The organism is Streptomyces sp. NPDC015139 (assembly GCF_043079785.1).
Lineage (GTDB): Bacteria > Actinomycetota > Actinomycetes > Streptomycetales > Streptomycetaceae > Streptomyces > Streptomyces albidocamelliae.
The window spans coordinates 342833-358008 of sequence record NZ_JBIBUW010000002.1 but is presented as its reverse complement, the minus strand read 5'-3'; the positions used below and the strand labels follow the sequence as shown (position 1 = coordinate 358008).

At 71.8% G+C, this 15176-nt stretch carries 14 protein-coding genes and 1 riboswitch; of the genes, 8 read left to right on the top strand and 6 right to left on the bottom strand.

Annotated features, from left to right (window positions below; genetic code table 11):
- Positions 1 to 107: 107 nt before the first annotated feature.
- Together nagA and ACF08B_RS06100 are read right to left on the bottom strand one after the other, a co-directional pair.
- Positions 108 to 1340 carry an N-acetylglucosamine-6-phosphate deacetylase gene (gene nagA / locus ACF08B_RS06105; protein ID WP_392316309.1) on the bottom strand — a complete coding sequence of 411 codons (1233 nt, stop codon included), beginning with the start codon at positions 1338 to 1340 and terminating at the stop codon, positions 108 to 110.
- Positions 1340 to 2281 (bottom strand): ROK family protein, encoded by a 942-nt coding sequence (locus ACF08B_RS06100; RefSeq protein ID WP_392316688.1) that lies wholly within the window; start codon positions 2279 to 2281, stop codon positions 1340 to 1342. The genes nagA and ACF08B_RS06100 overlap by 1 nt, the downstream gene beginning before the upstream one ends.
- A 160-nt stretch (positions 2282 to 2441) precedes the next feature.
- Between ACF08B_RS06100 and ACF08B_RS06095 the strand changes: the two genes are divergently transcribed.
- Genes ACF08B_RS06095 through otsB form a run of 3 tightly spaced genes read left to right on the top strand, consistent with a single transcriptional unit; the run spans position 2442 to position 4849 of the window.
- Complete coding sequence (locus tag ACF08B_RS06095) at positions 2442 to 3677, top strand: extracellular solute-binding protein (protein WP_392316308.1); 1236 nt, start codon at positions 2442 to 2444, stop codon at positions 3675 to 3677.
- A 35-nt stretch (positions 3678 to 3712) separates the two neighbouring features.
- Positions 3713 to 3937, top strand: coding sequence for a DUF3263 domain-containing protein (locus tag ACF08B_RS06090; protein ID WP_093480756.1), 225 nt, complete (start codon positions 3713 to 3715; stop codon positions 3935 to 3937).
- A gap of 36 nt (positions 3938 to 3973) precedes the next feature.
- The gene (otsB, locus tag ACF08B_RS06085; RefSeq protein WP_392316307.1) at positions 3974 to 4849 is read left to right on the top strand and encodes a trehalose-phosphatase; all 876 of its coding nucleotides are present in this window, start codon (positions 3974 to 3976) and stop codon (positions 4847 to 4849) included.
- Here otsB and ACF08B_RS06080 read toward each other — a convergent pair.
- Together ACF08B_RS06080 and ACF08B_RS06075 are read right to left on the bottom strand one after the other, a co-directional pair.
- The gene (locus tag ACF08B_RS06080; protein ID WP_392316306.1) at positions 4837 to 6270 is read right to left on the bottom strand and encodes a trehalose-6-phosphate synthase; all 1434 of its coding nucleotides are present in this window, start codon (positions 6268 to 6270) and stop codon (positions 4837 to 4839) included. The genes otsB and ACF08B_RS06080 overlap by 13 nt on opposite strands.
- Positions 6271 to 6374: 104 nt before the next feature.
- Positions 6375 to 7319: a glucosyl-3-phosphoglycerate synthase gene (locus tag ACF08B_RS06075; protein WP_392316305.1), complete on the bottom strand. Its 945-nt coding sequence runs from the start codon at positions 7317 to 7319 to the stop codon at positions 6375 to 6377.
- A 129-nt stretch (positions 7320 to 7448) separates the two neighbouring features.
- Positions 7449 to 7605: riboswitch (SAM riboswitch) on the top strand.
- Between the two features lie 17 nt (positions 7606 to 7622).
- Here ACF08B_RS06075 and thrC point away from each other — a divergent pair.
- The 5 genes from thrC (at position 7623) to ACF08B_RS06050 (ending at position 13084) form a co-directional block, all read left to right on the top strand.
- Positions 7623 to 8906, top strand: coding sequence for a threonine synthase (gene thrC / locus ACF08B_RS06070; protein ID WP_093475835.1), 1284 nt, complete (start codon positions 7623 to 7625; stop codon positions 8904 to 8906).
- Positions 8903 to 9181, top strand: coding sequence for a MoaD/ThiS family protein (locus tag ACF08B_RS06065; RefSeq protein WP_392316304.1), 279 nt, complete (start codon positions 8903 to 8905; stop codon positions 9179 to 9181). The genes thrC and ACF08B_RS06065 overlap by 4 nt, the downstream gene beginning before the upstream one ends.
- Positions 9182 to 9623: 442 nt before the next feature.
- Positions 9624 to 9827, top strand: coding sequence for a cold-shock protein (locus ACF08B_RS06060; RefSeq protein ID WP_004929928.1), 204 nt, complete (start codon positions 9624 to 9626; stop codon positions 9825 to 9827).
- Positions 9828 to 10126: 299 nt separating this feature from the next.
- On the top strand, positions 10127 to 11749 hold the full coding sequence (groL, locus tag ACF08B_RS06055) for a chaperonin GroEL (RefSeq protein WP_392316303.1): 1623 nt from the start codon (positions 10127 to 10129) through the stop codon (positions 11747 to 11749).
- A gap of 210 nt (positions 11750 to 11959) precedes the next feature.
- The gene (locus ACF08B_RS06050; protein ID WP_392316302.1) at positions 11960 to 13084 is read left to right on the top strand and encodes an NADH:flavin oxidoreductase; all 1125 of its coding nucleotides are present in this window, start codon (positions 11960 to 11962) and stop codon (positions 13082 to 13084) included.
- A 21-nt stretch (positions 13085 to 13105) separates the two neighbouring features.
- On the opposite strand, the gene ACF08B_RS06045 is transcribed toward ACF08B_RS06050, so the two are convergent.
- Both ACF08B_RS06045 and ACF08B_RS06040 read right to left on the bottom strand, forming a co-directional pair.
- Positions 13106 to 13675, bottom strand: coding sequence for a hypothetical protein (locus ACF08B_RS06045; protein WP_392316301.1), 570 nt, complete (start codon positions 13673 to 13675; stop codon positions 13106 to 13108).
- Between the two features lies 1 nt (position 13676).
- Positions 13677 to 15161 carry a PTS transporter subunit EIIC gene (locus ACF08B_RS06040; protein ID WP_392316300.1) on the bottom strand — a complete coding sequence of 495 codons (1485 nt, stop codon included), beginning with the start codon at positions 15159 to 15161 and terminating at the stop codon, positions 13677 to 13679.
- Positions 15162 to 15176 lie beyond the last annotated feature (15 nt).

Below are 15176 nucleotides of genomic sequence, written 5' to 3'. Positions count from 1 at the left end.
TCGAAGTCCCTGTGCCCGTCATCGGTTTCCGGGGGCACGATCATGCCAAAGAGACGGCGGCCGGCCCAGTCACGGGTCGGCCGCCGTCGCGGGAAAAGAGGGACGGATCAGGCCAGTTGGGGAGCGACCACCCACTCGCCCCGGCGCATCACGCCCTTGATGCCGAAGTCCGCGTCGAGCAGCACGAGGTCGGCGTCCTTGCCGGGCTCCAGGGACCCGACGCGGTCGGACAGGCCCAGCAGCCGGGCCGGGTTGGCCGACAGCGCCGTCACGGTGTCCTCCACCGACAGCCCGTCGACGGTCACCGCCCGCTTGAACGCCCGGTCCAGCGTGAGCGTGGAGCCCGCGATCGAGCCGCCCTCCACCAGCCGGGCCACCCCCTCGCTGACCTCGACCTCCAGCGGGCCGAGCATGTAGCGGCCGTCACCGATGCCGGCCGCGTCCATCGCGTCGGTGATGAACGCGACCCGGTCCGCGCCCGCGTGGTGGAAGGCGAGCTCCAGCGCGGCCGGATGCAGATGCGTCCCGTCGTTGATCAGCTCGACCGTGACCCGCTCGTCCTCCAGCAGGGCCGCGATCGGGCCGGGTGCGCGGTGGCCGAGACCCGGCATGGCGTTGAAGAGGTGGGTGGCGACCGTGGCGCCGGCGTCGATGGCCTCGACCGTCTGCTCGTAACTGGCGTCCGTGTGACCGATCGCCGCGATCACCCCGTGCTCGGCGAGCAGCCGTACGGAGTCGATGCCGCCCGGCAGCTCGGTCGCGAGCGTCACCATCTTCGCCTTGCCGCGCGCCGCGTCGATCAGCTTGCGCACCTCCGCCGGATCGGGGTCGCGCAGCAGCGCCTCGGAGTGCGCGCCCTTGCGGCACGGCGAGATGAACGGCCCCTCGAAGTGGATGCCGGCGATCTCCCCCTGCTCCGCGAGCTCGCTCAGCAGCCCGGCCTGCCGCACCAGCAGGTCCATCTCGTCGGTGACGGTGGAGGCGACCAGGGTGGTGGTGCCGTGCAGGCGGTGCGTGCGGATCGCGGTGAGGATCTGCTCGGGGGTGCCGGCGAAGGAGGCGCCGCCACCGCCGTGGTTGTGGATGTCGACGAAGCCGGGCACCAGCCAGTGGTTCCGTACGTCCACGACCCGCGCGTTCTCGGGGGCCGTGCCGGTGATGCGGGTGCCGTCGACGATCACCCGGCCCTCCTCGACGGTTCCGGTGGGGAGGACCACGCTGGCGCCGGACAGTACGAGGGGGGTCGCGGCCGCGGCGGGCTGCGGGTGGGTCGTGGCCGGTCGCGCCCACGCGGCGGAGCCGCGTGTCGAGGCGTCCCGCGCCCCTGGGTCGGCTGCCATCAGGGGGTTACCTCCGTACGGTCGGTGTGGTTGAGGAGATCCCGGGCGAGCAGTCCCGCGCCCAGGCAGCCCGCCGTGTCCCCCAGCGCCGCGGGAACGATGGCCGGCAGTTTCTGGAAGGTGACCCGCTGCCGGACGGCGGTCCGCAGCGGCTGGAACAACACTTCCCCCGCCTCGGCCAGGCCGCCACCGATGATCAGCGTCCGCGGGTCCAGCAGGGTGAGCGCGGTGACCAGCCCGTCGGCGAGCGCGTCCACCCCGTCCTGCCAGACCCGGACGGCGTTCGGGTCACCGGACGCGACGGCCTCGGCACAGTCGGCCGCGTCCGCTTCCGGGTCCCCGCCGGCGGCCGCCCACGCCTCGCTGACGGCGGACGCGGAGGCGTACCGCTCCAGACAGCCGCGCTGCCCGCACGGGCAGGGCGTACCGCCGGGCCGTACGACGATGTGGCCGATCTCGCCGGCGAAGCCGTGCGCGCCGGCCTCGACCCGGCCGTCCAGGCCGATGGCGCTGGCGATGCCGGTGCCCAGTGGCACGAACAGGAACCGGTCGGCGCCCCGGCCCGCGCCGATGCGGCCCTCGGCGAGCCCGCCGGTGCGCACGTCGTGGCCGAGGGCGACGGGCATCCCGAGCCGTTCGGCGAGCAGGGCGCGCAGCGGGACGTCCCGCCAGCCGAGGTTGGCCGCGTAGGCGGCGACGCCCCGCTCCTCGTCGACGATCCCGGGGACCGCGATGCCGGCCGCGGCGGCGGCCTCGCCGTACTGCTCCACTCCGTACGCGCGCAGCCGGGCGGCGAAGTCGAGGATCTCCGCGACCACCGCGTCGGGGCCGCGCTCGCGCCCGGTGGCGCGGCGGGCGCGATGCAGCAGCGCGCCGTCGTCGCCGACGAGTGCGGCCTTCATCCCGGTACCGCCCACGTCCAGGGCGATGACATGTCTCACCACGGGGCCTAGTGTGGCCCCCGCACCCGGGAGAGGTCTAGTCCACTCGCGTGGTGTAGACCTTATGCGTCCACATATTGAACGGTCAGACAGCAGGGTTGGGGCTTTGAGGGTGCGTCGGCTTACGGCAGGAACGATCGCGGTGGTATCCGCTCTGGGCATGACGGCGGTTCTCGGCGGCTGCGGGAGCACCGGCTCCTCCGACGTGACGCTCAGACTGGTCGCCGCCGACTACGGCGACTCGGCCGCCAACAGCTCCGAGAAGTACTGGAAGGCCCTGGCCGAGACGTACGAGTCGGCGCACCCCGGCGTGAAGATCGAGGTCAGCGTCTACTCCTGGAACGACGTCGACGCCAAGGTCAAGGAGATGGTCGACGCCGGACACGCGCCCGACCTGGCGCAGATCGGCGCCTACGCCGACTACGCGGCCGCCGGCAAGCTCTACCCGGCCTCGGACGTCCTCTCCATCCGCACCCAGGCCGACCTGCTGTCGCAGCTCTCCGACGCGGGCCAGTGGAAGCACACCCAGTACGGCATACCCTTCGCCGCCTCCACCCGCGTCCTCTTCTACAACAAGACCCTCTTCGCCAAGGCCGGCATCACCCCGCCGACCACCTGGGACGAGCTGGCCGCCGACGCCGAGGCGCTCAAGAGCAAGGGGGTGAAGTACCCCTACGCCCTGCCCCTCGGACCCGAGGAGGCCCAGGCCGAGACCATGCAGTGGCTGCTCAGCGGCGACAACGGCGGCAGCGGCTACACCGACGACATCGGCACCTACACGATCGACTCCACGCAGAACGTCGGCACCCTCACCTGGCTCAAGGACGAACTGGTCGGCAAGGACCTGACCGGACCCGTCGCCCCCGGCAGGCTCAACCGCGCGACCGCCTTCGCCGCCTTCGCCGACGGGCAGGTCGGCATGCTCAACGGTCACCCCACGCTGATGCAGCAGGCGGCCAAGAAGGGCGTGAAGTTCGGCATGGTGCCCATGCCGGGCCGCACCGGCAAGGCCAGGGCGTCGATGGGTGTGGCCGACTGGATGATGGCCTTCAAGCAGAACGGCAACGCCGACCGGATCGGCGACTTCCTCGACTTCGCCTACAGCGAGAAGAACGTCCTCGCCTTCTCCCGCGAGTACGGGCTGCTGCCGGTCACCAGCTCCGCCTCCGACACCATGAGCGCGTCGGACAAGGCCACCGACAAGGCGCTGCGCCCCTTCCTCGCCCAGCTGCCCACCTCCGAGCTGTACCCCGTCGGCAAGACGTCCTGGGCGGCGGTCAGCGCCTCCGTGAAGAAGGACATCGGCCAGGCGGTCGCCCCGGGCGGCAGCCCCTCCGGCGTCCTCACCCGCCTCCAGACGGCGGCCACGGCGGCCGACAGCAGCGACGCCGGCTGAGCCCGCTGTCGGTACCCGGCGCTACCGTGGCCGGCATGGAACTGGGCCACCGCGAACAAGCCATCCTCGCGCTGGAGCGCCGCGGGTTCACCGGCCCCGGCGCGAAGGAACGGGCGATACGCGAGGAGCTGGACCTGTCGCCCGTGCGCTACTACCAGCTGCTCAACGCCCTGCTCGACGACGAGCGGGCCCTGGCCCACGACCCGGTGACGGTCAACCGGCTGCGCCGGGTGCGGGAGGCCCGCCGGTCCGAGCGCTGAGGAGTGGACCCGGCGTTCCGCGGATAGTGTCGCCGTATGGGCACCCATACGACGGACTCACCCGACCCGACCCACGGCACGGCCCCCCTGCCGACCCCGGCCACCCAGGCCGGCCGGGACGGCCTGGCCGCCCTCCTGGCCGATCCCCGCAGCGCGGTGGTCGGACTCGACTTCGACGGCACCCTGGCCCCGATCGTCGCCGACCCCGAGCAGGCCCGCGCCCATCCCGAGGCGGTGTCCGCGATCGCCGCCCTCGCCCCCAAGGTGGCCTCCGTGGCCGTCATCACCGGCCGCCCCGCGGGCGTCGCCGTCCGGTACGGCGGCTTCGCCGGCGTGCCCGGCCTGGAGCACCTCACCGTCCTCGGCCACTACGGCGCCGAACGCTGGGACGCGGTCACCGGCACGGTCACCGCGCCCGCCCCGCACCCCGGGGTGGCGGCGGTCCGCGCGGAGCTGCCCGGCGTGCTGGAACGGGTCGGCGCCTGGCAGGGCACCTGGATCGAGGAGAAGGGCCGGGCGGTCGCCGTCCACACCCGCCGCGCCCAGGACCCGCAGGCCGCCTTCGAGGCCCTGCGGGAGCCGCTCACCGACCTCGCCACCCGGCACGGCCTGATCGTGGAACCCGGCCGGATGGTGCTGGAGCTGCGCCCGCCCGGCATGGACAAGGGCGTCGCGCTCGCCGAGTACGTCCGGGCGACCGGCGCCGGGTCGGTCGTCTACGCCGGCGACGACCTGGGCGACCTGCCCGCGTACGCGGCCGTGGACAAGCTCCGCTCCGACGGCGTCCCCGGCCTCCTGGTGTGCAGCGGCAGCGCCGAGGTCACGGAACTCGCCGAACGGGCCGACCTGGTGGTGGACGGCCCGGAGGGCGTCGTGGCACTGCTGCGGGGGATCGCCGCTCAGCTGGACTGATCGTCCAGGGCGTGCAACTGGTCCAGGAACCACCGCGCCGGCGGAAGCGCGGTCGCGGCGGCGGCCAGCCGCTTCGACCGCTCCGCCCGCTCCTCGCGCGGCAGGCTCAGCGCCTCGTGCAGCGCGTCCGCCGTGCCCGTGACGTCGTACGGGTTCACCACGATCGCGTCCTCGCCCAGCTCCTCGTACGCCCCCGCCTCGCGTGACAGCACCAGCGCGCAGCCCTCGTCGGACAGCAGCGGGATCTCCTTGGCGACCAGGTTCATACCGTCCCTGATGGGGTTGACCAGCGCCACGTCGGCGAGTCGGTAGGCGGCCAGCGAGCGCGCGAAGTCGTCCTTCACGTGCAGCTCGACCGGGGTCCAGCCGGGCGTGCCGTAGCGCGCGTTGATGTCCTCGGCCACCCGCTGCACCTCGGCCGTGTAGTCCCGGTACACGGCGAGGTCCTGCCGGGAGGGATAGGCGAACGCCACGTGGACGACCTTCTCGCGCCACTCGGGGTGGTCGTCGAGCAGCTGCCGGTACGCCAGCAGGCCGCGCACGATGTTCTTGGACAGCTCGGTGCGGTCCACGCGGACGATGGTCCGGCGTCCCTCGCCGATCTCCTGGCGCAGCGCCGCCATCCGCTCGGCCACGTCCGGCTCGTGGGCCCGCTTGCGCAGGAAGTCGCCGTCCGCGCCGAGCCCGTGCACGCCGATCCGCGTGCCCGAGGGGATGCCGGGCCCGAGCACCGCGTGACAGCAGTCCTTGAACGCGTCGGCCCAGCGCTGCGTGAGGAACGCCGCCCGGTCCGCGCCCAGGATGCCACTCAGCAGCTCGGCCGCGATGTCGTCGGGCAGCAGGCGGAAGTAGTCCGGCGGGGCCCACGGGGTGTGCGAGAAATGGCCGATGCGCAGGTCGGGACGGAGCCGGCGGAGCATCCGGGGGGCGAGGGCCAGGTGGTAGTCCTGGATCAGCACCGCCGCGCCGTCGGCCGCCTCCTCGGCCAGCGCCTCGGCGAACGCCCGGTTGTACGCCTCGTAGGCCGCCCACTGCCGCCGGAAAGAGGCGTCGAAGACCGGCTCCAGCGGGGTCTGGTAGAGCATGTGGTGGACGAACCAGAGCACCGAGTTGGCGATGCCGTTGTAGGCGTCCGCGTGCACCTGGGCGTCGATGTCGAGCATCCGCACCCGCTGGCCGCCGGTGTCCTCGGTGGGCAGGAGTCCGCCGTCCGCGCGGCGTACGGCCTCCCGGTCGCCGTCGCCGAGCGCGGCGCACACCCACACCGCGTTCGTGTCCGGCCCGATGGCCGACAGCCCGGAGACCAGCCCGCCGCCGCCGCGCCTGGCGCGCAGCGACCCGCCCGAGTCGTCGTCCACCGTGTACGAAACCGGGCCGCGATTGGACGCGACCAGCACCTCAGCGCCGTGCGTGGAAGCCATACGCCTCAACCTAGCCCGGCCCGGAAACGCTCAAACGTACGCTCCGCCCCGGAAGGGGGCCGTATACGGCCGTTCTTCCGGCGTGCCCGCACGGCCGGCCCCGCTCAGGCCACCCGGCGTGCCGTGTACTCGGCGACCTCCACCATCGGGGGCCGTTCCTCGGTGTCCACCGAATAGGTGCGCGGCTGGAAACCGTCCTCGCCCCGCTCGAACTGGGTCAGGGAGGGCCGCACCAGGTGCCCCCGGGCCAGCCGGAGCTGGGCGGTGCGGTAGATGGCGGCGGCCATGCGGCCCAGTGCCTGGCCGTCCTGGTGGCGGTGCTTGCGCACCCCGACGTCCACCTGGGCCAGCGCGTCCAGACCCACCAGGTGCAGGGCGTCCACCAGCATCCCCAGCTCCACGCCGTAGCCGACGGGGAACGGCAGCCGCTCCAGCAGCGAGCGGCGGGCCGCGTACTCGCCGCCGAGCGGCTGCACGAAGCCCGCCAGCTGCGGCCAGTGCATGTTCAGCAGCGGGCGGGCCATCAGCTCGGTGACCCGGCCGCCCTGCCCGGCGGCGCCCCCGAGCGGGCGGTCGTACATGCCCTTGACGAGATCCACCCCGGGGTCGGTGAGCAGCGGGCCGACGATCCCGGAGACGAAGTCGGAGGAGAACTCGCGCAGGTCCGCGTCGATGAAGCAGAGGATGTCCCCGCCGGTCACCAGCAGCGAGCGCCACAGCACCTCGCCCTTGCCGGGGACGGCCGGCAGGCGGGGCAGGATGTCGTCGCGGTGGACGACCCGGGCGCCCGCCGCCGCGGCGACCTCGGAGGTGCGGTCGGTGGAGCCGGAGTCGACCACGACGATCTCGTCGACGAGCGGTACCTGCTCGACGAGGTCGTGACGGATCACCGCGACGATGTCGCCGACCGTCTCCTCCTCGTCGAGCGCGGGCAGCACGACGCTGACCGTCTGACCCGTCCGCTGCTTGGCGGCCAGGATCCGGTGGAGCGGGCGGTCGGCCACGGACCAGGAGCGGGTGGCCAGCCAGCGCTCGACTTCTTCCAGCACGGTCTGCGGCTCCTCACGTTGTCTCGCGCTTCGGACGACTATCTCAACTGTCCTGGCCTTCGGTTACAGTCTTGAGCAACGCCGATGACCATCGCATGTCGGGGGTCACCGGCGTCGACAACCACATACCGCTCATCCAGAGGGGCAGAGGGAAACGGCCCGATGAAGCCCCGGCAACCCTCCAGTCGGTACTCGTAGATCAGTTCTGATCGTCTCCGCGAGGCTCCCGGCTAGGGAAGGTGCCAAATCCGTCTCACGGCGAAGTGCGTCGTGAGGAAGATGAGGAGAAAGGGCCTCGCCTCCATGGCTGTGCAGACTGTCGCAAGCACCAGCAATCCCGCCGTCGACCTCGGTCCCGCCGCTGCCCTCAGCTGTCGCGAATGCGGACACCGGGTACCCCTCGGGCCGGTCTTCGCCTGCGAGGAGTGTTTCGGCCCGCTGGAGATCGCCTACGACTTCTCCGCGTACGACACCGAGGAACTGCGCCGGCGCATCGAAGCGGGCCCCGCGAACATCTGGCGTTACGCGCCGCTGCTGCCCGTCCCCGCCGACGTGGCCGACAAGCCGAACCTCAACCCGGGCTGGACGAAGCTCGTCAAGGCCGACAACCTCGCCCGCGAGCTCGGCGTCACCGGCGGCCTGTTCGTGAAGGACGACTCCGGCAACCCGACGCACTCCTTCAAGGACCGGGTCGTCGCCCAGGCCCTGGAGGCCGCCCGCGCGTTCGGCTTCACCACGCTCTCCTGCTCCTCCACGGGCAACCTGGCCGGCGCCGTCGGCGCCGCCGCCGCCCGGGCCGGCTTCCGCTCCTGCGTGTTCATCCCGCACGACCTGGAGCAGGGCAAGGTCGTGATGGCCGCGGTGTACGGCGGTGAGCTCGTCGGCATCGAGGGCAACTACGACGACGTGAACCGCTTCTGCTCCGAGCTGATCGGCGACCCGGCCGGCGAGGGCTGGGGCTTCGTCAACGTCAACCTGCGGCCGTACTACGCGGAGGGCTCCAAGACCCTCGCCTACGAGATCTGCGAGCAGCTCGGCTGGCGCCTCCCGGACCAGATCGTGGTCCCGATCGCCTCGGGCTCCCAGCTCACGAAGATCGACAAGGGTCTCCAGGAGCTGATCAAGCTCGGTCTGGTCGAGGACAGGCCGTACAGGATCTTCGGCGCACAGGCCGAGGGCTGCTCCCCGGTGTCCACCGCCTTCAAGGCCGGCCACGACGTGGTCCGCCCGCAGAAGCCGAACACCATCGCCAAGTCGCTGGCCATCGGCAACCCGGCCGACGGCCCCTACGTCCTCGACATCGCGCGCCGCACCGGCGGCGCCGTGGAGGACGTGACGGACGCCGAGGTCGTCGACGCCATCAAGCTGCTCGCCCGCACCGAGGGCATCTTCGCGGAGACGGCGGGCGGCGTGACCGTCGGCGTCACCCGCAAGCTGCTCAAGGACGGCCTGCTGGACCCGGCGAAGACCACGGTCGTCCTCAACACCGGCGACGGCCTGAAGACCCTCGACGCGGTGGCCGGCACCGGCCTCAGCGCCACCATCCGCCCGACCCTGGACTCCTTCCGAGAGGCTGGCCTCGCATGAGCGTGACCGTTCGCATCCCGACCATCCTGCGCACCTACACCGGCGGCCAGGCCGAGGTCAGCGCCGAGGGGGTGACCCTCGCCGAGGTCATCGAGAGCCTGGAGAAGAACCACACCGGAATCGCCGCCCGGGTGCTGGACGACCAGGGCAGGCTGCGCCGTTTCGTGAACGTCTACGTCAACGACGACGACGTGCGTTTCGAGCAGGGCCTGCAGACGGCCACGCCCGACGGCGCGGGTGTCTCGATCATTCCCGCGGTGGCCGGCGGCTGCTGACCGGATGACCGATCATTACCTTCGGTAACAGCGGTAACGCATTGTTCATCGGATTGCCCCCTCCGTGAGAGAAGCGGAGGGGGCAATTCTGCGTGATTGAGCGCGGTACAGTTGGGGAACACGGTCGTGGCCTTCGGGTCACGAGCCCTGCATTCATGCCGCAGGCCCGACAAGAAGTAGCCAAACTACGCGGGCTTTATGCGGCTTTTGCTCCTTTTATGGGGCCCGACTTGCCCTGAATTCGGGCGAATTCTCGGCAGATTCCGGACCGTCCCCGTCCAGAATTCTCGTCCGATTGACCTGTTGCAGACGGCAGTTGGACAGATACATTCAGCCGCGGTCGACGCGTTCCGGCGCACGCCCCCGTCCCATGGGGGGTGAGGTCTGACCCGGGTCCGCGAAGTGTGGATCTGTGCAAGGGCCAGTAATAGGGGAGTTAGGCATGGCTCAGGGCACCGTCAAGTGGTTCAACGCGGAGAAGGGGTACGGCTTCATCGCGGTCGACGGTGGTGCGGACGTATTCGTCCATTACAGCGCCATTCAGATGGACGGCTACCGCACCCTGGAAGAGGGCCAGCGGGTGGAGTTCGAGATCTCGCAGGGCCAGAAAGGCCCGCAGGCCGACATGGTTCGCCTCAGCGCCTGAACGTTTCTTGCACGAAGGGCCCGCACCTCGCACAGGGTGCGGGCCCTTCGTCATGCCCCGGCCCCGCCGCTCGCGGGTGGCCGACGGGGCGGGTCCCACCCCCGAAGGCGCTTGCACTCGACCATGCCGAGTGCTAATCATTGCGTTAGCACTCTGAAGGTGAGAGTGACAACGAAGGACCGGGTCGGTGAGGCCCGCAGGCCAAGTGGGGCAAGGAACCACGCGGCCGGCGAGCCGTCCGTCGCGGGCGCGGGCGCGGTCCGAAGGAATCACCCCCAGTCCTGGAGGGACCACTTCACATGGCCAAGATCATCGCGTTCGACGAGGAGGCGCGGCGCGGCCTCGAGCGCGGCATGAACCAGCTCGCGGACGCCGTCAAGGTGACGCTCGGCCCCAAGGGCCGCAACGTCGTCCTCGAGAAGAAGTGGGGCGCCCCCACGATCACCAACGATGGTGTCTCCATCGCCAAGGAGATCGAGCTCGAGGACCCGTACGAGAAGATCGGCGCCGAGCTGGTCAAGGAAGTCGCCAAGAAGACGGACGACGTCGCCGGTGACGGTACGACCACCGCGACCGTGCTCGCCCAGGCCCTGGTCAAGGAAGGCCTGCGCAACGTCGCCGCCGGCGCCAACCCGATGGCTCTGAAGCGCGGTATCGAGAAGGCCGTCGAGGCCGTCTCCGCCGCCCTGCTGGAGCAGGCGAAGGACGTCGAGACCAAGGAGCAGATCGCCTCCACCGCGTCCATCTCCGCCGCCGACACCCAGATCGGCGAGCTCATCGCCGAGGCCATGGACAAGGTCGGCAAGGAAGGCGTCATCACCGTCGAGGAGAGCAACACCTTCGGTCTGGAGCTCGAGCTCACCGAGGGCATGCGCTTCGACAAGGGCTACATCTCCGCCTACTTCGCGACCGACATGGAGCGCATGGAGGCGTCGCTCGAGGACCCGTACATCCTCATCGCCAACTCCAAGATCGCCTCGGTCAAGGACCTGCTCCCGCTGCTGGAGAAGGTCATGCAGTCGGGCAAGCCGCTGCTGATCATCGCCGAGGACGTCGAGGGCGAGGCCCTGTCGACCCTGGTCGTCAACAAGATCCGCGGCACCTTCAAGTCCGTCGCCGTCAAGGCCCCGGGCTTCGGCGACCGCCGCAAGGCCATGCTCGGCGACATCGCCATCCTCACGGGCGGCGAGGTCATCTCCGAGGAGGTCGGCCTCAAGCTGGAGAACGCGACCCTGGACCTCCTGGGCCGCGCCCGCAAGGTCGTCATCACCAAGGACGAGACCACCATCGTCGACGGTGCCGGCTCCTCGGAGCAGGTCGGCGGCCGGGTCAACCAGATCCGCGCCGAGATCGAGAACAGCGACTCGGACTACGACCGCGAGAAGCTGCAGGAGCGCCTGGCGAAGCTCGCCGGCGGTGTCGCGGTCATCAAGGCCGGTGCCGCCACCGAGGTGGAGCTCAAGGAGCGCAAGCACCGCATCGAGGACGCCGTCCGCAACGCGAAGGCCGCCGTCGAGGAGGGCATCGTCGCCGGTGGTGGCGTGGCCCTGCTGCAGGCCTCCCAGGTCTTCGAGAAGCTGGAGCTCGAGGGTGACGAGGCGACCGGCGCCAACGCCGTGCGCATCGCCCTGGAGGCCCCGCTCAAGCAGATCGCCGTCAACGCCGGCCTCGAGGGCGGTGTCGTGGTGGAGAAGGTGCGCAACCTGACCCCGGGCCACGGCCTGAACGCCGCGACCGGCGAGTACGTCGACCTGGTCGCCGAGGGCATCATCGACCCGGCGAAGGTGACCCGCTCTGCCCTGCAGAACGCCGCCTCCATCGCCGCGCTGTTCCTCACCACCGAGGCCGTCATCGCCGACAAGCCGGAGAAGGCCGCCGCGCCGGCCGGCGGCGGCATGCCGGGCGGTGACATGGACTTCTGATCCCTCCGGGATCGGTACCAGTCCTTTCGTACGAGGGCGGTACGCCCTGCCACTGGCAGGGGGTACCGCCCTCGGGCGTGTTCCGGATCACGTGCGGGATCGGGGCGGTGGGGAATGTGGGGGAGCGCATAGGCGCTTGCTTAAGATGCTGCAACAATGCGCGCGCACATACCGTTCGGTTAACAACGCACTTCACGAGGAGCCCCCCACGTGACCGTCACCCTGCCCGCCTCCCGCGCGGCCCAGATCCTCTCCCGCCCGATCGCGCTGAACGGCCTCACCGTCCCGAACCGGATCGTGATGGCCCCGATGACCCGCATGTTCTCCCCGGGCGGTGTTCCCGGCGAGGACGTGCGCTCCTACTACGCGCGCCGTGCCGGGGCCGGTGTCGGCCTGATCGTCACCGAGGGCACCTACGTCGGCCACGACTCGGCCGGCCAGAGCGACCGCGTGCCGCGGTTCCACGGTGAGGAGCAGCTCGCCGGCTGGGCCCGCGTCGCCGAGGACGTGCACGCGGCGGGCGGCACGATCGTCCCGCAGCTGTGGCACATCGGCATGGTCCGCAAGCAGGGCGAGCCGCCCTTCGCGGACGCCCCCGCCGTCGGCCCGTCCGGTCTGGTCACCGAGGGCGCCGAGGCCACCGGCCGGGCGATGAGCCGGAAGGACCTGGACGACGTCGTCGCCGCGTTCGCGCAGGCCGCCGCGGACGCCGAGCGCATCGGCTTCGACGGTGTGGAGATCCACGGCGCCCACGGCTACCTCGTCGACCAGTTCCTGTGGGCGGGCACCAACCGCCGCACGGACGCGTACGGCGGCGACCCGGTGGCCCGCACCAGGTTCGGCGCGGAGATCGTCGCCGCGGTCCGCGAGCGGGTGTCCGCCGAGTTCCCGGTCATCTTCCGCTTCTCGCAGTGGAAGCAGCAGGACTACACCGCCCGCCTCGCCGAGACCCCGGAGGAGCTGGACGCGATCCTCGCCCCGCTGGCCGCGGCCGGCGTCGACGCCTTCCACGCGTCCACGCGCCGCTACTGGCTGCCGGAGTTCGAGGGCTCGGACCTGAACCTGGCCGGCTGGACGAAGAAGCTCACCGGCAAGCCGGTCATCACCGTCGGCTCGGTCGGTCTCGACGGCGACTTCATCAACGCCTTCCAGGGCGAGGGCTCCCCGGTCAAGGGCATCGACAACCTCCTGGACCGCCTGGAGGCGGACGAGTTCGACATGGTCGCCGTCGGCCGGGCCCTGCTCCAGGACCCGGAGTGGGCCGCCAAGGTCCTCTCCGACCGCTTCGACGACCTGAAGCCGTACGACGCGGCGGCGCTGAAGACCCTCAGCTGACCGCCCCCGCGGGACCGCCGGCTACAGGTTGCCCATGGGTTCGATGTCGACGCGCACCGGCGTCCCCCACACCCGCAGCACCTCGTAGTCGGTGAACTCGTGCACGAGCCGGTACGCCATGGCGGGCCGGGACCCGCGCCGCTGGGCGGCGAGGTAGGCCTCGGCCTCGCGCCGGTCCCGCCTGGGCGTCCCGCACAGCTGCCACTCCTGGCCGTTCCACAGCTCCGGCAGCCATCGCTGCTGGGGCTGTGGACGCTCGCCGCGCACGCCGTAGCGGGAGGGGGCCTGGGCGGCCGGCTCCTCCGCGCGGGGCCTGCCCTGGTACTCCGAGCGCCGGGCGGCCCGCCGCCGGGTCTCGCAGAGCAGGCAGAGGTCGGGTGCGCTCTCGTCGACCGGTCCCTGCGGATGCTCCGGGCACCGGGTGCTCGGCGCGGCGCCGGTGACGCTCTCCTCGGTGAGGTCGAGCGCCCGGCGCAGATCGTCCTTGATCTCGTGCAGCCGTGCGTCGGGCGTGTCGGCCCCGAGGGCCTCGCCGTGTTCCCCGAGCAGCCGGAGCGCCCGCCCCAGGGCGGTGAGCTGGGCATGATTCATGTCAGTCCGTCGCCTCCTCGCCTCCATGGTGCACCGGGGCCGTGACGACCCCTCTCCCGGCCCGGCCGCCGGCTCCCGCCACACCCTCGGCGACGGGGGGCCGGAAGGTCGTCCAGGTCGCGAGGAAGCCGACGAGGTAGCCGGTGAGGAGACCGCCCGCGTAGACCGCCGCCGTCATCGCCGGGCTGCGGTTCCCCGCCAGCAGCGGGAACAGGGCCCAGCCCGACGGGCCGATGGCCGTGGCGCCCACCTTGGTGCCGGACATGGCGAAGAAGCCGACGAAGCCCCCGCCCGCCGCGCCGCCCGCGCAGGCGGTCAGGAACGGCCGGCCGAGCGGCAGGGAGACGCCGTAGATGAGGGGTTCGCCGACGCCGAGCAGACCGGCCGGGAGGGCGGAGCGGATCGTCGTGCGCAGCGAGACGTCGTGGCGCAGGCGGACGTACACCGCGAGGGCCGCGCCGACCTGGCCCGCGCCCGCCATGGCCAGCAGCGGGAGCAGGACGGTGTAGCCCTGCTGTTCGATGAGGGTGGTGTGGATGGGGATCAGGGCCTGGTGCAGGCCCAGCATGACCAGCGGGAGGAAGAGCCCGCCCAGCACCAGCCCGGCCACGGCGCCCGCGGTCGCGAGGAGCCGGTCGGCCACGACGCCGATCGCGGAGGCCACCGCACCGGCCGCGTACATCAGGCCGTACAGCGTGACGAGCCCGGAGACGAGCACGGTGACCGTGGGGGTGAGCAGGACGTCCAGCGCGCCCGGCACCCGGCCCCGGCACCACTTCTCCACCCGGGTCGCCAGCAGTGCCGCCAGGAGCGCGCCGAGCACCCCGCCCTGCCCGGGGGCCAGGTGCACGCCGAACGCGGTCACCTTCGCCACGCCCGGGTAGACGACGACGGCCGCCACCGCGCCGCCCAGCACGGGCGTGCCGCCGAACTCCTTCGCGGTGTTGACCCCGACGAACACCGCGATCAGCGCCATGAAGGCGGAGGCGATCGCGGACAGGGCGGGGGTGAGCCCGGGCAGCAGGTGGGCGTTGAGCAGCAGCCCGTTGAGCCCGGCCAGGATGCCGCAGCCGATCAGGGCGGGGATGAGCGGGACGAAGACGCCCGCGACGCGCCGCAGGCCGTTCTTGACGGGCGTGGCGTTGCGCCGCCGCAGGCCCTCCTTGATCCGGGCGCCCTCGTCGGCGAGGTGCCCGGCGCCGGACCGCTCCGGGGCGGTGCCGCTCGGCGCCCGCGCCACCAGGTCCTCCACCGCCGCGGTGACCTCGTCGACGACACCGGGGCCGAGCACGATCTGCCAGACGCCCCCGCCGTCGACCACCCCGAGGACACCGGGCAGGGACCGCAGGGCTTCCTCGTCCGCCGCCGACGGATCGGCGAGTCCCAGCCGGAGCCGGGTCATGCAGTGGGCGACGGAGGTGACGTTGGCCGGACCGCCGACCCGGATGAGGACGGCGGCCGCGGTGGAGACGGGGTCGTTGCGCACGCCCCGAGCGTGCGG